The organism is Shouchella clausii, assembly GCF_002250115.1.
GTDB lineage: Bacteria > Bacillota > Bacilli > Bacillales > Bacillaceae_D > Shouchella > Shouchella clausii.
Window position 1 is genome coordinate 3,655,729 of record NZ_CP019985.1, and the last position, 17,975, is coordinate 3,673,703.

Annotated in this window: 15 protein-coding genes; 11 read left to right on the forward strand and 4 right to left on the reverse strand. The window is 45.5% G+C overall.

The genetic code is table 11. The features are described 5' to 3' along the window. The first annotated feature begins 19 nt into the window (after nt 1-19). Both dinG and BC8716_RS17815 read left to right on the forward strand, forming a co-directional pair. Nucleotides 20-2,848, forward strand: a complete 2,829-nt coding sequence (gene dinG, locus BC8716_RS17810; protein ID WP_062746695.1) for an ATP-dependent DNA helicase DinG — start codon at nt 20-22, stop codon at nt 2,846-2,848. Beyond that, on the forward strand, nt 2,845-4,149 hold the full coding sequence (locus BC8716_RS17815; protein WP_094427886.1) for an amidohydrolase: 1,305 nt from the start codon (nt 2,845-2,847) through the stop codon (nt 4,147-4,149). Before dinG ends, BC8716_RS17815 begins: the two co-directional genes overlap by 4 nt. A gap of 70 nt (nt 4,150-4,219) precedes the next feature. Here BC8716_RS17815 and BC8716_RS17820 read toward each other — a convergent pair whose 3' ends face one another. Further along, on the reverse strand, nt 4,220-4,399 hold the full coding sequence (locus BC8716_RS17820; RefSeq protein ID WP_062746699.1) for a hypothetical protein: 180 nt from the start codon (nt 4,397-4,399) through the stop codon (nt 4,220-4,222). A 125-nt stretch (nt 4,400-4,524) separates the two neighbouring features. Between BC8716_RS17820 and BC8716_RS17825 the strand changes: the two genes are divergently transcribed. The 6 genes from BC8716_RS17825 to BC8716_RS17850 all read left to right on the forward strand — a co-directional run bounded on the left by BC8716_RS17825 (nt 4,525) and on the right by BC8716_RS17850 (nt 11,740). Further along, nucleotides 4,525-4,704: a YpmA family protein gene (locus BC8716_RS17825; RefSeq protein WP_062746701.1), complete on the forward strand. Its 180-nt coding sequence runs from the start codon at nt 4,525-4,527 to the stop codon at nt 4,702-4,704. A gap of 10 nt (nt 4,705-4,714) precedes the next feature. Continuing rightward, on the forward strand, nt 4,715-5,206 hold the full coding sequence (locus BC8716_RS17830; RefSeq protein WP_094427888.1) for a cell wall elongation regulator TseB-like domain-containing protein: 492 nt from the start codon (nt 4,715-4,717) through the stop codon (nt 5,204-5,206). 103 nt (nt 5,207-5,309) lie between these two features. After that, a complete protein-coding gene (asnS, locus tag BC8716_RS17835; RefSeq protein WP_094427890.1) occupies nt 5,310-6,602 on the forward strand; it encodes an asparagine--tRNA ligase in 1,293 nt (430 codons plus the stop codon). A 101-nt stretch (nt 6,603-6,703) separates the two neighbouring features. After that, on the forward strand, nt 6,704-7,405 hold the full coding sequence (locus BC8716_RS17840) for a DnaD domain-containing protein (protein WP_094427892.1): 702 nt from the start codon (nt 6,704-6,706) through the stop codon (nt 7,403-7,405). A gap of 11 nt (nt 7,406-7,416) precedes the next feature. Further along, a complete protein-coding gene (gene nth / locus BC8716_RS17845; RefSeq protein ID WP_094427894.1) occupies nt 7,417-8,076 on the forward strand; it encodes an endonuclease III in 660 nt (219 codons plus the stop codon). 88 nt (nt 8,077-8,164) lie between these two features. Next, nucleotides 8,165-11,740 carry a dynamin family protein gene (locus BC8716_RS17850; RefSeq protein WP_257392305.1) on the forward strand — a complete coding sequence of 1,192 codons (3,576 nt, stop codon included), beginning with the start codon at nt 8,165-8,167 and terminating at the stop codon, nt 11,738-11,740. Between the two features lie 13 nt (nt 11,741-11,753). Here the strand turns inward: BC8716_RS17850 and BC8716_RS17855 are convergent, their stop codons facing one another. Both BC8716_RS17855 and recU read right to left on the reverse strand, forming a co-directional pair. Further along, on the reverse strand, nt 11,754-14,591 hold the full coding sequence (locus tag BC8716_RS17855; protein WP_094427898.1) for a penicillin-binding protein 1A: 2,838 nt from the start codon (nt 14,589-14,591) through the stop codon (nt 11,754-11,756). A 3-nt stretch (nt 14,592-14,594) separates the two neighbouring features. Continuing rightward, entirely contained in the window at nt 14,595-15,218 is a 624-nt protein-coding gene (recU, locus tag BC8716_RS17860; RefSeq protein ID WP_094427900.1) for a Holliday junction resolvase RecU, read from the reverse strand. A 163-nt stretch (nt 15,219-15,381) separates the two neighbouring features. Here recU and BC8716_RS17865 point away from each other — a divergent pair, with 163 nt between their 5' ends. The 3 genes from BC8716_RS17865 to BC8716_RS17875 all read left to right on the forward strand — a co-directional run bounded on the left by BC8716_RS17865 (nt 15,382) and on the right by BC8716_RS17875 (nt 17,570). Continuing rightward, entirely contained in the window at nt 15,382-16,284 is a 903-nt protein-coding gene (locus tag BC8716_RS17865; RefSeq protein WP_094427902.1) for a DUF2515 family protein, read from the forward strand. Between the two features lie 358 nt (nt 16,285-16,642). Then, entirely contained in the window at nt 16,643-17,152 is a 510-nt protein-coding gene (gene racA, locus BC8716_RS17870) for a chromosome-anchoring protein RacA (protein WP_094427904.1), read from the forward strand. A 43-nt stretch (nt 17,153-17,195) separates the two neighbouring features. Further along, nucleotides 17,196-17,570 (forward strand): YppE family protein, encoded by a 375-nt coding sequence (locus BC8716_RS17875; protein ID WP_094427906.1) that lies wholly within the window; start codon nt 17,196-17,198, stop codon nt 17,568-17,570. An 80-nt stretch (nt 17,571-17,650) separates the two neighbouring features. On the opposite strand, the gene BC8716_RS17880 is transcribed toward BC8716_RS17875, so the two are convergent. Further along, complete coding sequence (locus tag BC8716_RS17880; RefSeq protein ID WP_035202566.1) at nt 17,651-17,851, reverse strand: hypothetical protein; 201 nt, start codon at nt 17,849-17,851, stop codon at nt 17,651-17,653. Nucleotides 17,852-17,975: the final 124 nt, after the last annotated feature.

Here is a 17,975-nt window from a genome sequence, read left to right on the forward strand (position 1 = left end):
TCCGAATAGAGGTGTAAACGTGTCTCAATCGTTTGTTGTCATTGATTTGGAAACAACCGGAAACTCGCCAGATCAAGGCGCAAGAATGATACAAATTGGAGCGGTTAAGGTGGAAGGTTGCACGATTACGGATCGGTTTTCAACATTTGTGGATCCTTGTTGCAGCATTCCGCCTTTTATTACAGAATTAACGGGCATCACAGATAAAGATGTGGAGGGAGCGCCTGTTTTTCGAGAAATTGCAACAGATTTGCTTGCCTTTATGGAAGGCTCCAGTTTAGTTGCCCATAACGTGCCTTTTGATAAAGGCTTTTTAGAAGCGCAATTGGAAACAGAAGGGTTAAGGCTTCCAAAATGTTGCCAATTTGATACCGTTGAACTTTCAAGGGTATTGTTGCCGACACAGGAAAGCTACAAATTGTCAGAGCTATCAAGCAGCCTTGATATGGACCATGATCAACCCCATCGCGCTGATAGCGACGCAGAAATAACAGCAGAACTGTTTATTAAACTCTTACATAAACTAGAACGGTTGCCACTTGTGACATTGCAATCATTAGAGCAAGTCGCGAAGGGGTTGAAAAGCGACTGGGACGTATTAACGCGGCCGTTGATTCAAAAAAAATGGATGAAAGTAGACGAAGACGAAAAAGAATATGACTTGTTTCGGCAACTGGCGCTTAAGCGCGTGGCAGAGGAGGAAGAAAACAGCGAGTCATCCGACCATAAACCGTTTGTTGAAGTAGAGGACGAGCTTTTTTCTAGTAGTGGCGCCATCGCCCGTGTCTTCGACTCATTTGAAGATCGTCCAGGGCAAAAACAGATGATGAAGGAAGTTTACGCTGCGTTTGAAGAACATGCCCATGCGCTGATTGAAGCCGGTACCGGCACGGGGAAAACGTTGGCGTATTTAGTACCGAGCGCTTACTTTGCTTACTCCCAGAAAAAACCAGTGGTGCTGTCGACTTATACGATTCCGTTGCAAGAGCAACTTTTGCAACGAGATTTGCGCTTGCTTGCTTCCATTGTTCCTTTTCCGCTACGTACGGCTGTCCTCAAAGGGAGGAGCCATTATCTCGATTTACGCAAATTTGAACAGGCGTTGCAGCAGCTGGAAAACGACTCTTATGACGTTTGTTTAACGAAAGCCCAATTGCTTGTTTGGCTGCTTGAAACGGATTATGGCGATGTAGAAGAGTTAAATTTGACAACAGGAGGGCGCAGCTTTTGGCCAATGGTCCAAAGCGATCCCGAGTCGGATTTAGGCAAGTACAATCCGTGGTTTTCCCGGTGTTTTTACCATCGCTCTCGCCGACAAGCGAAAAAAGCAGATTTAATTATTACGAACCATGCATTGCTGTTAACAGACGTTGTGCAAACTCACTCAATACTGCCCTCATATAGCCACGCGGTCATTGATGAAGCCCATCATTTTCAAGAAGCGGCTAGTGCTTACTTTGGGCTAACGGCTAGTTTTTTATCAGTTAGTTTTGCCATCCAACGCATCGGTGACGATCATCACGAATACGGTGCAATCGCGCGTTTGGAAGCGCTCGGGGAACAAATGAAGCAGCCGCTAGCGCTTAGCGACGCAAAAGAAGGGCTTGCCCGCTTTCGGGAAGACACAGATGAACTGTTCCGAATGATCCACGTGTTTGCTTTAGACGCTCAAGGAAGCAATGCGACAGATGTAGGGCGTATTAGTTATGTATATAAAAGCTTTTCAGAAGAAGGCTCGCTTTGGCAAGCGATTCTTGAGTGTGCGATGCGCTTGCAGCTTCACGGTGAACAAGTGCTGACGACTGTAAAGGCAGCTTATCAAGTGGTCGAGGAAAAAGTGGAAGAAGACTATGAAAGCCGTTCTCTTCTCGCTGACACACAAGGAGCGATTGCCGCTTTTGAGGAAACGGTGCAATTGCTGTATGAGCTCCTCCTTGAATACGACGACAATTATGTTTACTGGATTGAAGTGGAGCCAAAAGGGGCAAAAAATGCTACTTATTTGTATGCAAAGCCGATTGAAGTCTCAGAAAGGCTGGCTGACCAATTTTTTGCCAAAAAGAAAAGCGTCGTCCTGACATCGGCGACTTTGACAGTCAACCAATCGTTTGATTACCAAATTGACAGATTAGGCTTAGTTGATTTTGGGGTGAAAACGAAACAAATTGAGTCTCCTTTTTCTTATGAGCAGCAAGCAAAATTGCTTATTCCTCATGATATTCCCGATGTCCGTGGCCCAGATGACGAGCTGTTTGCACAGGATATCGCCATTAAAATATGGCGAATTACGGAAGTGATGCAACGAAAAGCGCTTGTCCTCTTTACTTCTTATGATATGCTCAAAAAGGTATTTTATTATGTGAAGGATTTAAACGACGAAGGAAAATTGGCGTTAATTGGCCAAGGAGTGACAAGCGGCTCGCGGATGAGGCTGTTAAAATTATTTAAACAAGCTGAGCAAAGGGCAGTGCTGTTTGGGACAAATAGCTTTTGGGAAGGCATCGACCTCCCAGGCAACGAATTGGAGTGCCTCATTATTGTCAGGCTTCCATTTGCGCCGCCGAACTTGCCATTAAACCGGGCGCAGATGGAGCGAGCAAAAGCAGAGGGGAAAAACCCTTTTACCGATTTGGCTCTCCCTCAAGCAGTCATTCGTTTTAAGCAAGGATTTGGGCGGTTAATTCGTACTAAAGGAGACAGAGGTCTCATCTTTGTTTTTGACCGGCGGATTGTAACAACCCGTTATGGTCGGACATTCATCGATTCGTTGCCGGAAGTACCAGTACACGAAGGGAAGCTGGAAAGGTTGCTTGAAGACCACCTTGATTTTAGGGAGGAACAGTCGTGAAGACGATCATCAAAAATGCAAAAGTAATGACGATGAATGAAGCAAGGACGATACACGATCATGGCTATGTCGTCATTGAAGACGGCGTATTTACGGCGATTGAGCAAGGGGAGCCGGCAGAAGAGGCTGCAAAAGGAGCGAATGTAGTCAATGCTGATAAAAAGTGGCTTATGCCAGGGCTAATCAACACGCACGGCCATACAGGCATGTCTTTGTTCCGTGGCGTTAGCGATGACGTGCCTCTGTCTAAGTGGCTTGCAGAACACATTTGGCCACTGGAACAAAAACTTGACCAAAAAGCAGTAGAAGCAGCCCGCCTTTTAAGTATGGTGGAGATGATTGAATCTGGGACAACGACGTTTTTAGAAATGTACCATTTGCATTTGGACGATTTCGCTGCGGCAATTGAAAAAGCAGGCATGCGGGCAACATTGATGCGGTCTGTGATCGGCCTCTGTTCAAAAGAAGAACAGGAAGAAAAATTAGCGGAATCTCTTGGTTTCGCAAGGAGATGGCATAAACAGGCAAATGGGCGTATTCAAACGATGCTTGCCCCTCATGCCCCGTATACATGCCCGCCTGATTACATCGAGCGCATTGTCGAAGCTGCTCGCCAAGAAGGTTTGCCTGTCCATATGCATCTTGCTGAAACACGAAAAGAAATCCATGACTATATGGATGAATACGGCATGCACCCAGTTGAGCTTTTGCAAGAAAGAGATCTACTTAGCGGGACAGAATGGCTGTTTGCCCATGGCGTCCATATGCATGAGCAGCATTATGAACTGTTAGGCGCTCATCAAGCAGCTGTTTCCCACAATCCGAAAAGCAATTTGAAACTTGGCTCAGGCATTGCCCAAGTAGCAAGTATGCAAAAACACGGCATCGTCGTTTCCCTTGGTACTGATTCGGTTGCTTCAAATAACGCTCTTGATGTATTTGAAGAAATGCGCACAGCCGTGTTGCTGCAGCGGGGCATTAATGAACAAGCTGACATTGTCACGACATGGGAAGGGTTGAGTATGGCTACGTCTAACGGTGCAAAAGCATTGCGTTTTGCCAATCTAGGGACGATCGAAGTAGGCCAGCAAGCTGATTTTATTATGCTAAACCCTGAACAAGCCCACCTGCACCCAAGCAGCCAGGCTGTTTCGCATCTTGTCTTTGCCGCGAAAGGGTCTGATGTAACAGACGTGTACGTCCAAGGTGTACCGTTAATGAAAGACAAGCAGTTGCTTACGCTTGACAAAGAGCGAATTTTAAAGGAAGCGAACGAACAGTTTCGCCGCTTGCAACAGTGAACACGCGGAGTACGCGCAGTTAAAAAACGCTGCGGCGTCCGCAGCGTTTTGAGGTGTGGGTAGAAGGTTTTTAGTCAGTTTCAGCCTGCGTGTCTGCTCCTTGAGCAGAGGATGCGACAAACATCGCCGGAAATGCGGTTTGTTTTAGTGTGAACGGCCAGACGTCTTCAATGGACTCATTGGCCCGACAAAGCAAAGAAGCTTTGTCTTTGTTCTGCTGAAACCACTCGGCTAAGCCATATTGATTCATTTAAAAACGCCCCCCTTCAACTGGCGTATCCTTAGTATGGCACGAAGGATCGGGGCTATGTTTAGCAATGATTGTGGGCGAGTGTAGATATTGGCGTGTATAAACGAAGGAAGGGGCGTGTCGTTTTGGAGCGTTCAGAAATGAAAATGAAAGTGCTGTCGACTGTGACAGTGGAGAAAACAGATGATTTTTATAAAGTAGTGGACCAACTAAATCGAACCTTAAAAGACAAGGGTTTGACATTTGGCTACGCGCTTGATGAAAAAGATCATTCAAAAATAACAATGACGATTTATGAAGTGTGAGTGGAAGCGAATGAAAAAAAAGCTAAGCATCATTTTTTCTGTTGTTTTACTTATTGTAATCGGGCTTGGGATATACCTATATACGGCGATTCGTAGTCCATTAACGGAGGGAGCAAAAGAAGCGACTGCTTTTGTGACTGAACAAGGGATGATGGCCGAAGTAGACGACGTGTCTTTTTACCATGGAGAAGAAAGCTATTGGGTCGTATCTGGCACAAGCGATGAGGGAGAACCACTGTTTGCGTGGGTGAACGACGATTCAGAGAAACGGGAGTCAACGCTTGTGCTCCCTCAACATGCAGGTGTGCCTCTAGAGGAAATGGAAGAAACGGTTGCCAAAGAATTAGGCGTGACCGCTTTTGATTCTGTGCGCCTCGGGTATGAAAACGGACAAGCGGTTTATGAGTTTACGTATACATCGGAGACGCAAGGGAAATTATTTTATTACACCGCTTTTGAAACAGGCGAATATATGAAAAGCTTTAGTATTCGCACGAATTAAACCGTTAACGGATTCGTTAATTGACGGCGAAAAACGGATGAAGGTATAATAATGAAGTCTTTTTTAGATAACGGAAAATGTCGTTTGGCAGGAGGAGTCACGAGTGAAAACAACAATCGCCCAAGTGGGACGTTATGTCAATGAACAAGTAACGATCGGCGCATGGATTGCCAACAAACGGTCAAGTGGAAAAATTGCATTTTTGCAACTGCGAGATGGGACAGGCTTTATTCAAGGAGTCGTCGTCAAAGCGGAAGTGCCTGAGGACGTATTTGCATTAGCGAAATCGATCACGCAAGAAAGTTCTCTTTATGTGACAGGCACCGTTCGTGAAGATGAACGCTCGCCGTCAGGCTATGAGCTTTCGGTAGAACAGATCGAACTCATTCACCAAGCGACTGACTACCCGATCACACCAAAACAACATGGAACCGAGTTCTTAATGGATCACCGCCATTTATGGCTGCGTTCAAAACGGCAACATGCGATTATGAAAATTCGCAGTCAAATCATTCGTTCGACGTATGACTTTTTCAGTGAGCGTGGCTTTACAAAGCTGGATTCGCCGATTTTAACAGGCAGCTCGCCTGAAGGGACGTCAGAGCTTTTCCATACAAAGTACTTTGATGAAGATGCGTACTTGTCCCAAAGCGGCCAACTATACGCTGAAGCAGGAGCGATGGCGTTAGGGCGCGTTTTTACATTTGGCCCGACGTTCCGCGCTGAAAAATCAAAAACACGACGCCATTTAATTGAGTTCTGGATGATTGAGCCAGAAATGGCGTTTGTGGAACATGAGGAAAGCTTAGAGATTCAAGAGCAGTATGTGGCCCACTTGGCCAAAGCTGTTCTTGACCATTGTCAACTGGAATTGAAGCAACTTGGCCGGGATGTAACGAAACTGGAAGCAATCAAAGCACCGTTTCCGCGGATCACCTATGATGAAGCCCTTGATTTGCTCAAAGAAAAAGGGTTTGATGACATTTCATGGGGCGATGATTTTGGCTCCCCGCATGAAACAGCGATTGCCGAGCATTTCGACAAGCCGGTGTTTATTACACGTTACCCAAGGTCATTAAAGCCGTTTTACATGCAGCCTGCCCCTGACCGTGACGATGTCGTCCTTTGTGCAGACTTAATCGCTCCAGAAGGATATGGAGAGATTATTGGCGGGTCTGAACGGATTCACGATTATGGTTTGCTTAAGCAAGAACTGGAAAAGCACAACTTGCCGTTAGATGCCTATGGATGGTATTTGGATTTGCGCAAATACGGGTCTGTTCCCCATTCAGGCTTTGGCTTAGGACTCGAACGTACGGTAGCGTGGCTGTCCGGCACGGAACATGTCAGGGAGACGATTCCGTTTCCACGGTTATTGAACCGCCTGTACCCATAAACAGAACGAGGCTGGCCTTGGATTTTTTCAAGCCAGCCCTTTTGTTTTTTCCCAACCGTCCCCCAGCCCATGGTATACTATAGCTTCAAGAGGTGGTTTGAATGAATCAGCACGTATTTTTAAAATGGGCGCAGCAAAAGCATTTATCGATCCCTTCGCTGCTATTAGAACATTATACCGATCTACAACTAGACGAGTATGAATTCGTTGCAATTTTGCATATTCAGTCGTTTTTAGATGGAGGCGATGCGTTTCCAACTCCACAGTTATTAAGCGAACGCATGTCAATCAACCTCGATGAATGCGCCAAACTAATCGGCGCACTCGTGAAAAAAAAGCTGCTTGCCATTGAGAATCGCCTTGATGATTCAGGGGTTTTTTATGAAAACTATACGCTTGAACCGTTGTGGGCCGCGTTGATCCGTTTGCTCGAACAAAAAGGCAGAGACGTGCAGGCAAACACGCAAAAAAAGCAAGAAGGGGAGCTGTATCAACAGTTTGAACAAGAATTTGCCCGACCGCTTTCACCAATCGAGGCTGAAACATTGTCCATGTGGCTTGACGAAGACAAGCACTCGGCTGAATTAATTAGCGCCGCTTTGCGAGAAGCCGTCGTTTCTGGAAAGCTCAATTTCCGTTATATTGACCGAATCCTGTTTGAATGGAAACGCAATAGCATTAAAACGGTCGAAGACGCCAAAGCCCATAGCGAGCGCTTTCGCAAAAAAAGTGCCCCTAAACCACGAAAAGAAACGGCCAATACGCAAGACATTCCTGGTTTCCATTGGCTCGAAAATTTATAAGGAGTTTCGCGATGTTGTCAAAAAAAGATACACAATATGCAATTGATCAAATGGGAGAGCTTTTTCCAGAAGCTGAATGCGAGCTAACCCATTCCAATCCGTTTGAGTTGTTAATTGCCGTTGTTCTTTCTGCTCAGTGTACCGATGCACTCGTCAACAAAGTAACGCCGAAGTTGTTTGCCAAATATAAAACGCCAGAAGACTACGTGCAAGTTCCTTTAGAAGAACTACAAGAAGATATCCGTTCCATTGGCCTCTATCGGAATAAAGCAAAAAACATTAAAAAGTTGTCCCAATCACTGCTTGAGCATTTTAATGGACAAGTGCCTAGAGAGAGGGAACAGCTTGAGTCCCTTGCTGGTGTCGGTAGAAAAACAGCAAATGTCGTGACGAGTGTCGCTTTTGGCGAGCCGGCCATTGCCGTTGACACCCATGTAGAGCGAGTCTCAAAACGCCTCGGCATTTGTCGTTGGAAAGACAATGTACGCCAAGTTGAAGAGACGCTAATGAAAAAAATTAAAAAAGAAGATTGGTCCGATGCCCACCATCGACTGATTTTTTTTGGCCGCTACCATTGCAAAGCGCAAGCGCCTAAATGCCCGACATGTCCTCTGCTAGACATGTGTAGGGAAGGGAAGAAGCGCATGAAAAAAAGCATGGTCGAAGCATGAACAAAAGCACACGCATAAACGCGAGAACGGATGCGCTAAATTTGCAAATACGATAGAGAAAATGGAAAGGAAGACACAAGTGAGCGGAATGACTGGAACGACGACTGTAGAGTGGACAGAAAAAGAAAAGCAAAATTGGCAAGCGATTGAGACGAAGCAATCGTTTCGCCTCGCTTTTAGTGGCCATTTTTCCGCCGGAAAATCGACGCTTTTGAATGAGCTTCTCGGTGCGCCTCTGTTGCCGACAAGCCCCATTCCGACAAGCGCAAACCAAGTGATCATTGGCCAAGGCGACATTCGTGTTGTATTAGAAAAAGCAAATGGTGAAGAGGAAAACTGGCAAGGGGCAATTGATTGGGATGCTGTCAAACGTTCAGGCATGGACGGCACCGAAATCAAACGGCTGCGCATTTATGCCCCTGTTCCTTTTTTAAAACATGGCAGCGAACTTATGGATACACCTGGCGTCGACTCGACTGACCCTACGCATCAACGTGTGACATTAGATGCCCTTTATACAACCGATGCGATTGTATTTGTCATGGATTATAACCATGTAAAAGCAGAAACGAACCTCTATTTTTTAAAACAACTTAGCACAGAAGGAAAGCCTCTGTTTTTAGTGATTAACCAAATTGATAAACATGAAGAAGGAGAACTTTCGTTTGCTGCATACAGGGAAAGTATTGAAAACACACTTAAAGAATGGGGCATCCGTTATGTAACGATTTATTATACGAGCATGAAAAAAACAGGTATACATGAAAACGAACTAGTCCGGTTTAAACAGGAAATGAAAGCATTGCTTTTAGCTGGCAACCGCTTAGCTGAAGCAAGCAAAAACCGGTTGAAACACAGTTTTTATAAATCTGTACAGCGGCGTCTTCAGGAAGAAAAAGACGAAGCGGTTCATCTCCTTGATGAACAGGCAGCTGCCCAAGGCGCCTCTTTCGATACGCTGCTTTCTTACCAAGAAAAGTACGAGCGCCTTGAGCGCTTAAAGGATGCTCATCAAAACAGGCAGAGGCAATTTCAGGGTGAGTGGCAATCGCTTTTCCGACAAGCGACATTGTTTAATGCTGCGCTTATGGAACAAACGCAACAATGGCTGGAAACCCTTCAGCCAAACTTCCGTGTCGGTTGGTTTTTTTCTAAAAAGAAAACCGAAGAAGAGCGGATGCGGCTCCTTACACAGCTAACACGAGCGTTAGACGATCAAATCCAGTCTCAGCTTGTTTTTCATGTCAAACGTTCTTTGCAAACGATTCCAGTAGACCGTTTAGCGAATAAAGAAGCATTTCTTGAAGCAGTTGAGCACACCGCTTTCCACATTGATGAGTCGTTTTTAAGCAAGCATGCACCCAAGGAAACCGTCGGGAGAGAGTACGCCTACCAGTTTGCGAAAGAACGCACAGATGAGATTATCCGTGAAGTAAAAAAACGGGCTAATGCTGCTTTGGAAAAAGCACAAACTGGCTTGCGAAAAACAGATGAGGCGGCGTTGGAAAAAGGCAAGGCTGAACTTGAACAGCATCAACGCTTGAAACCACTTGTCGAAAAATGGGTACACCTTAACGAAACATATGCGCATCAAGCGGAAAGCCTTGAAAGTGCTGCGAAAAGAGTGAGCGACAACGGTGCATTTGAACAGGCGTTGCAGCAGGCCCGAAAACAGCAGCAGCCAGAAGACGAGCAACAGACAAATTGGGTAAAAGACATCGTCTTTTCAGATGAGACGCTTTTAGCTGCAGAAGAGCAAGCAAAGCCAACAGAGCGGCTGCGCTTTAGCCATGAACCAAACAAAGATGTTTTGCGTACGCTGCTCCGTCAATATCAAGCGAACATATGGGGCAGCGAGTGGCGAGAGCGCCTTGAACGTCGCCTCAAGCAAATGGAAAGACAGCAGTTCACCATTTCTTTGTTTGGTGCTTTTAGCGCTGGCAAATCGAGCTTTGCCAATGCCCTTCTTGGAGCGGATGTCTTGCCAACATCCCCACATCCAACAACGGCGACGATCACACGTGTGCAGCAAGCAACCGCTTCATTTAGCCACGGCACTGTCCAAATTCGGTATAAAGGCTATCAAGAGCTCGAACAAGAGGTTGCCTCGATCGGCAAACTATTGTCGCTCACTCTTACACCAGAAACATTAACATCGTTTAGGCTGGCAGGTGTCAAAACTGAAACAGCTGCCAAGAAGCAAGCGCTTGCCTATTTACAGACGCTTGCTGCTAGCTTGAAGCAAAGAGAAATGTTGTTATCGACAACAGCTACTGTCCCATTAACAGAGCTGAGTGAACTTGTTGCTAATGAAGCTCATGCCTGTTTAATTGCCGATGTCTGTATTTACTACGATTGTCTTTTGACAACGCAAGGGCTGACGCTCGTTGATACACCTGGCGTCAATTCCATTCATGGCCGTCATACAAATGTCGCTTATGAACAAGTAAGGCGTTCTGATGCAATTTTTTATGTAACATACTACAACCATTCCTTTTCTAAAACTGATGCTCGCTTTATTGAACAACTTGGCAAAATTAATAAACAATTCACAAGCAACAAGCTTTACTTCGTTTTAAATGCGGTTGATTTAGCCGCTAATCAAAGCGAGCGAAAAGGGGTGGAGGCGTATGTGTTACGTTCGTTGCAAAGCGCAGGGGTAGAAAATGCTGCTTTGTACCCACTATCGAGCAAAATCGCCTTGGCCGAAAAGCAAGTAGGTGAGCCTGTAACTGGATTGTTTGCTGCATTTGAAAATGAATTGTACGGAGGAATGCTCCAAACGTTTAAACAGCTGAATGTCGACATTCTTTATGAAGAAGTCGCAGCATATAGCCGCTATTTACAACAAATGGCTACTTATGCAAAAGCGGGAGCAGGGAGCCAAAAACAGCATAAAGACGAAATGAGCGAATCGCTTGCGCAAATGTACGATGCGTTTTGCCGGGAAGCAGGGGAACCACTTAAACAGCGGCTCCAGCAAGAAGCTAGCGAATTGTTTCTTTATTTGCGCGAACGGATGCAATACATGTTGCGTGATGGGTTTGGCGAACATGTAAATGTAGCGACTGTACAGGGAACGACCAAAAAAGCACAGCGTGAATCACTAGCAAAAGCGTTGCGCGAGTGGGGAGAAGACAGCAGTTCGTTTCTTGCCCAAGAAGCGAGGGCCACTGCCGTTCGTTTGACGCTATCGTTTAAACGCCATTATAGACGCTGGCTGAAAGAGTGGGAGCAGGCGATTCAGCAAGCTTATGAAGCATTTTATTTGGAAGAGCAAGAAACAATTCCGTTTGCTCTTCAAGTGGAACCGGCTGATATTCGATTTGATGCTGAGCGACATGCAAAGAACTTCCAATCGCTTAAATCGCTGTTTGAAGGCGGAGAATTGGACAATGTAAAAGAACAAGCGGCAGCAGAACTAGCTGCTTCAGCTGTTGTTTATGTACGCGATGAGGAAGCACGTTGCAAGGAAGCGATCACCCAAGCGGTACAGACGGCCTTTATGACAGAGAAAGCTCGGATGGAAAGCGCGATTGCATTACAATTGCAACGCCTTGAAACCGTTAGTAGCCGGGAGTTTGCAAAGCAAATGGAACAAGAAAACACCGCATTACAAAACTGGCTCGAACAAGAGACGGCAAACCAAAAGGCGCAGCCATAAGCTGCGCCTTTTGTTATTCTTCAGAACTGCTGTCGCCTTGAGTTGATGAACTTCCATCGGATGAATCGTCTGGCTCATTACTAGGCGGCGTTTCGTTTCCGCCATTATTGTTGGTGTTTTCGCCGCCATTTGTATTGTCGTTGCCGTTCCCGCCGCTGTTTCCATTATCATTATTTCCATTATCGGAACCAGGGCTAGAATCGCCATCACCGCCGTTGTCCGTTCCGTCTCCGTTGCCAGCATTATTGTCATTGCCACCATCTGCTGGGTCCGTATCTGAATCTGCATCTGAATCTGAGTCTGAATCTGAATCTGAATCTGAGTCTGAACCATCGTTCTCATCATTGTTGTTTTCATCATCGTTGCCTTCATCTTCATCAGGCGGTGTTTCCTCGCCATCGTTTGGCTCTTCTTCCTCTTCTACTGGCTCTTCCTCTTCTTCTTCTGGTTCTTCTTCCTCTTCTTCTTCGGTCCCACCTGGAATCGTTGCTGTTACCGAAACAGCCGCACTTCGTAGGCCTGTTCCGTCCGTTGCCTGGGCTCGGACTGTAAAGGTATAAGATTCACCTGGTGTGACACCCGTTAAGACAGCTTTCATGCTACCTTCGTCTACATTTAGGGAGCCGCTGCTTACAGAAGTGGAGAACTTGACGTTATCGACTTCATCTCCAGGGTAAGACCAAGAGAACGTCACACTGTTTGATTCTTCGTTATACGAGTAGCTGACGTTGGTTGGGTCAGAAATACTAGCAAATTCCTGGGACACTTGTGTAGGACCAGTGCCTTTGACAAACAGCTCTGTGACAATTTCACTGCTTGGCGTCCCTGCGCTTGGCAGCTTGCCAGTGCTCCGTTCAACACGCATCTCCACAACCGAGTCTGGCTTCACAAAATCAGGTGTATCTAAGCCTTGATGGACTTCCGTCATAATGTGTTTAAACATTCTTTGTGCTGTTTTGCTATGGTTGCTCGACAAATAGTTGCCTTCTCCATTTTGAGAAAAGCCGATCCAAACAGAGGCAGTATAATTGGTGCTATAGCCTGTAAAGGAAGAAGCCGGGAATCCCCCAGAAGGGATATTGTATTTCTGCCTCGTATCATCTGTATAGTTCGTCGTTCCTGTTTTTCCGGCAATCGGCACGCCAGGAATTTGTGCTTCTGTGCCTGTGCCGGCAGTGACGACCGTTTTTAACATATCAGTAATCATGTAGCCTGTGTAGTCTTCCATCACTTGCGTTGGTTCAGGCTCTGTATTGAGTTCTCGGCCGTCTGGAAACACGATTTTGCGAATCGTATACGGTTCATGGTATTCGCCATTGTTTCCAAATGCAGCATAGGCGCCGGCCATTTCTTTCGTAGAGACCTCAGCTCCACCGAGTGCTGCTGATTCGTAGCGCTCATTGTCATTTACGACAAACATTTTATCAAGGAAAGCAAAGGCATTGTCGACGCCTTCTTCATTGATGGCTTTTACAGCCGGGACATTTCGTGATTCTGCCAATGCTTGCCGCATCGTCATCGGCCCTTTATGCGTCCGGTCATAGTTGCGGACCTCTTTTTCGGCTTCAGATTGATAGTGGTATTCTTCATCAACAAAGATTTTAGCTGTTGACCATTGTTGATCGTTAATACCAGGTGCGTAAGAGAGCAGTGGCTTCATTGCTGAACCTTGCTGTCTACGGATAGTCGCATAGTTTTCTACACGGGGATCGTTTTCGTCAATGCCATTTCCCATTGCGCGAATTGCGCCTGTTTGCGTTTCAAGCAGCGTAACACCTGCACGGAAGTCTTCGCTTTCTGGGAAGACGAGATCGGCATATTCTCCCGATTTCATGACATGGTCGACATGTTCTTGCGCATCCATATCAAGTGTTGTGTATACTTTTAAGCCTGAATTGTAAATGTCATTTGTAGACAAGTCGCTCATTTCTTCCAGTTCGGTTAACACTTCATCGTAAAACGTTAAATACTCGGTGTCCTCGCCTTCAACATAATCCAGTTGCTCTTCAATCGGTGTATTGCGTGCTTCTTCTGCTTCCGCAGCTGTGATAAAGCCTTCCCGTTCCATCCGGTCAATGACGACATTGCGCCGCTTTTCGTTGTTTTCCGGGTTTCGGTGGGGATCAAAGTAGCTCGGCCGCTGTGGAATGGCTGCAAGCACGGCGGCATCGGCAACGGTCAAATCGTTTAAGTCTTCTTTGTTGAAATACTTTTCCGCTGCTAATTGCACGCCGTAACCAGCTGAAGGCCCAAGGTTGATTTGGTTTAAGTACATTTCCAAGATTTCATCTTTTGTATAACGGCGCTCAAGCTGAATGGCCAAATACTGTTCTTGAATTTTCCTCGTCAATGCTTTTTCATTAGACAAAAATAAATTTTTAACAAGTTGCTGGGTAATCGTTGATGCACCTTCAGCGCCAAAACCTTCGCGGAAATTGGCTACAACTGCCCCGCCGAGGCGCCGCAAGTCGACTCCAAAATGGTCATAGAAGCGATGGTCTTCTACAGCAATAAAGGCATTTTTTAAATGGTCAGGCATTTCGTCAATATTGGCATTTATCCGCTTTTCCCCAGAGGCTAGCGTATAAACTTGCTCATCATTCATATCAAAAATCTGTAACGATTGTGGTAGTGTCAATCGCTCTTCGTCAATATCAGGAGCTCCAGATATAATAGATGCAACGGTAATCCCGCCGCCAATAATAGCTAAGCCGATTAAAATCGCCATAGTGATAAAGATTTTTTTCCATATGCTTCGTTTTTTCTTTCCACCATTTTTTGGCGGTTTGCCATTTTTGCCGCGATTTTGGGCTTTTTTACGCTCCTGCCTTGATTTATACTCATCTGACATGTCTTACGTCCTCTCCTTTGCATCCCCATTAAAGTAAACGGCGTCAAGCGTCCGCAAATAATCAATGGGCGGATGCAGGCCCGTTTTTACTTGGTGTCCAAGTCGTTCAATCTCTGTTTTTTTAATCGACTTCCGTACGTCCTGATTGTCATAATAATCAATTAAATGTTTGGCATCAAGTAAAAAAACTTCTGCCGATTGAAAAAAACGAATGAGCACAAAACAAATGCCGCCGTGTTTGCTGACTTCCCGCATGTGATCAACTTGGTGCGGGTGAATGTTTTTCAGCGGGAACGACGTTTTGTTTTTTGTTTCCTTTGCCTCGAAATCGATATAGGCGCCTCGGTAAACGCCATTATAATCTGTCGTTGAAGCTTGCTTAAAATAAGCTTCACGGATGACAGCTGCGCTTCGTTTTGGGTAATCAACTTTGACAATTTGTACCGGTGTCGGTTTTTTATGGACGACTGCCCGCTGTTGGTTCAAATAGTATACATTCGCCTCATCAATGTCGTGCTCGAGTGTCATACCGCGGCCGCTATATGTATCGGCTGGTAGTGGCTTTTTCGCCTGCCCTTGTTTAGGGCTTCGTGAGTAGGGCTGTCCATTCGGGTAGCGAATCGGCATTTGCCCACATCCTTTCCAAATCGCTTTTGTATGTTTTTTGTTTATATGCGGAAAGGTAACAAAGCATAGTCATTCTTTCATTTTAGCATATTTGTCGTCTGAGTAGCGGAACAGAACGCGCGATCTGTTGAAAAATTAACGAAAAAATGAGGGAAAGCATGGGATGAAAGGGATCATTCGCTTTAACAATGTCGATAATATTGCCAGGACAAAAGCATACGAGGCATTTGGCAGGCGCCATCCTGAAATTCGCTGGGCACGGCTTGCTGGAATCGTGTCCAGGAATGCAGGCTGGAATATGACTGACCTTGCAGGTGGTCCACTAGCTGCGATCGTGCCAAAAGAGACGAGACAAGCGATTGTCTCTGTTTATGAGCGTGCCAACTGGCTGATCTTTGCAGATGCCTTTCCTCAATTGCAATTATATGCAAAATGGAAACGAACGAAGAACCCTTGTTTTCAAGAGTTGGAACATTTCTTTGTGTCTCGTTTTATGATCGAAGAATGGCGTCGTTTTTGGGAAGAACGTGATGAAATCAGGTTAATGACTGCCTTGATTATCAATGAACAGCTCATGTTGCAGACGCGTTTTTTAAATGAACCAGCATTGGAATCTTTTTTCCATTCTGTTTTTTATACGTTAAACGAGCTAGCCCATTTCAGCCATGTCATCTTGCCAACGCCAACTAGCTCAGGATACGCTGAGCCGGTGACGAATTTTGCCGATCCAACAGCGCGTATTACCCTTGGCAAGCGAATTGGCGCGGTCCTTTACCATGAAGAGACCGAGTCAACCATTTTCCAATTCACAAACCAACAAGAGCCAACTGGGTCGCGGAAAGAGTATGACCGATTGGAGAATGCGTTGCCGCTACGGCTTGTTTATCCGCGCTTTCGTCACAAAGCAGCATCTCGCAACGATTGGGCCGATAGCCAGGACCTAGAGGAAGTGGAATCGTTCTTTAAACCAATTCGTGTTAAGCCTGTATTGGCAGAGAAACAGCGGAAATGGGCGAAATGGGAATTGGCATTGTTAGCCCAAGTTGCTCGCTGGCAAACAAAATAAAAACTGCACCTTTTTCCGGTGCAGTTCATTATAGATCGCGCTAGTCATTCAGCTGGTCGGTTTGGACCGCCTAGTTTTTTATCGCCTGTATAGCGTGTTTTTTCACCGTTGGTTTGGGTCTTGTCGTTCGTTTTTCCTTGGCGATGATCTTTTTTCATTACGGAAAACCTCCTTTCTTTCAGTATGGATAAAAACCGATTCGTTTATGTGTTGTCGAAAAGACATGAATGGCCGCCGCTAATTCCAGAAGAGAACGACTTTCTTTGTTGAATCTGTTCTAGTTTTGTCAACGGTGTAGGAGAAACAGAATGTAGGGCGAATCCGTTTTTAAACAAATGGAGTTAAAGGAGGTCATTGTATGAAAACGAAAGAAATGTCAGAGGCGATTGGCGTAAATCCGACCACGATTCAAAGGTGGACCAAATATTTTAAAATTGATTGCGACGTAACGGAACAAGGGCATTTTCTTTATACCGAAAAACATCTGCAACTATTTAAAAAAATAAAGCGTGAGCTTGACGAAGGGAAGCGCATGAAGGACATCAACTTGAATGAACGCCAAGGGGTGCCAAGTGTACCTACAAAGCAATATGAAGCAAAGCTTGAAAAGATGTTGGTGCAAGTGGATGCACTCGAAGAAAAGCTAGCGACAAAGGCCGATGACGTTGTCAGCTACCAATTGCTCAAGCATCGAAGCGAGCTTGATGAAATGATGAAACTGGTCGGAACCCTTGAAGACAGGCTGTCGTTAATTGAAAAACGGATGATGAGCCATCACCACCAGGAAAAGCAAGTAGTCAATGAACATGCGCCGAAGAAGGTAAAGCGCGGACCGTGGAGATCGTTTATGAACTTGTTTGCCTTTTAAACGAAAAGATATGCTACACTTTTTGCTGTGGGAGGTGTAGCCAATGGATACTTTAAAGTCATTAACAGAGGAGCTCCTTGCTTTAACAGAGGAAGCCGAACAATACTATATTGAAGTGGTGAAACAGGACCCGACCTATGAAGTCGATTTTCATAATCAGGTCAAGCCGTTTGCCGATAAAGTTCAGCCTTTAGCGTCAAAATGGCTGCCAATCGCAAAAGCATTCTTAGTGAAAACCAATCCTCGGGATTTGCATGTCAGTCAGCTTGAACAAACGGTTGAGAACTTAGATGTGGTTGCAATTAAGTCCTTTTATCCTTCATCTGGAATGAAGCGCCAGCGTGAAACGTTTAAATCGGTTCGTTATGTGCTAAGCGGTCTATTGGCTGAAATGGAACGAGCTGCGTCTGAACAATAGAACGGGCTTGGTTGTAATGAACCCAAGTCGACAAATTGAAGCAAGCCCACACATTTGTGTGAGCTTGCTTTTTTTCGCATTTAGCCTTTATCAGTGATGGTTAAAAAAGCGAGAAAGGCAAGTGTAGCGACAGACAAAATGTTAAGGATGACGCGTAAAAAACCGTCATTCTCTTCAACTTGTTCAGTTGATTCCGCCGCAGCGGCAAGCACAGCAGGCTCATAAGCAAGCACAACAATGGCTACTATAAGAGCGGCAGCAAAGAGTCCTTTCTTTAACATCAGACCTCTCCTTTTCCAATAAAAACGGATATGTATCAACTGCAAACGTTCTCACTTCTATTATAAAAGATCGTTTGAGCTTGTGCAAGAACTCCTTAGCTAAGGGTTTCAGAATTGGTGGACG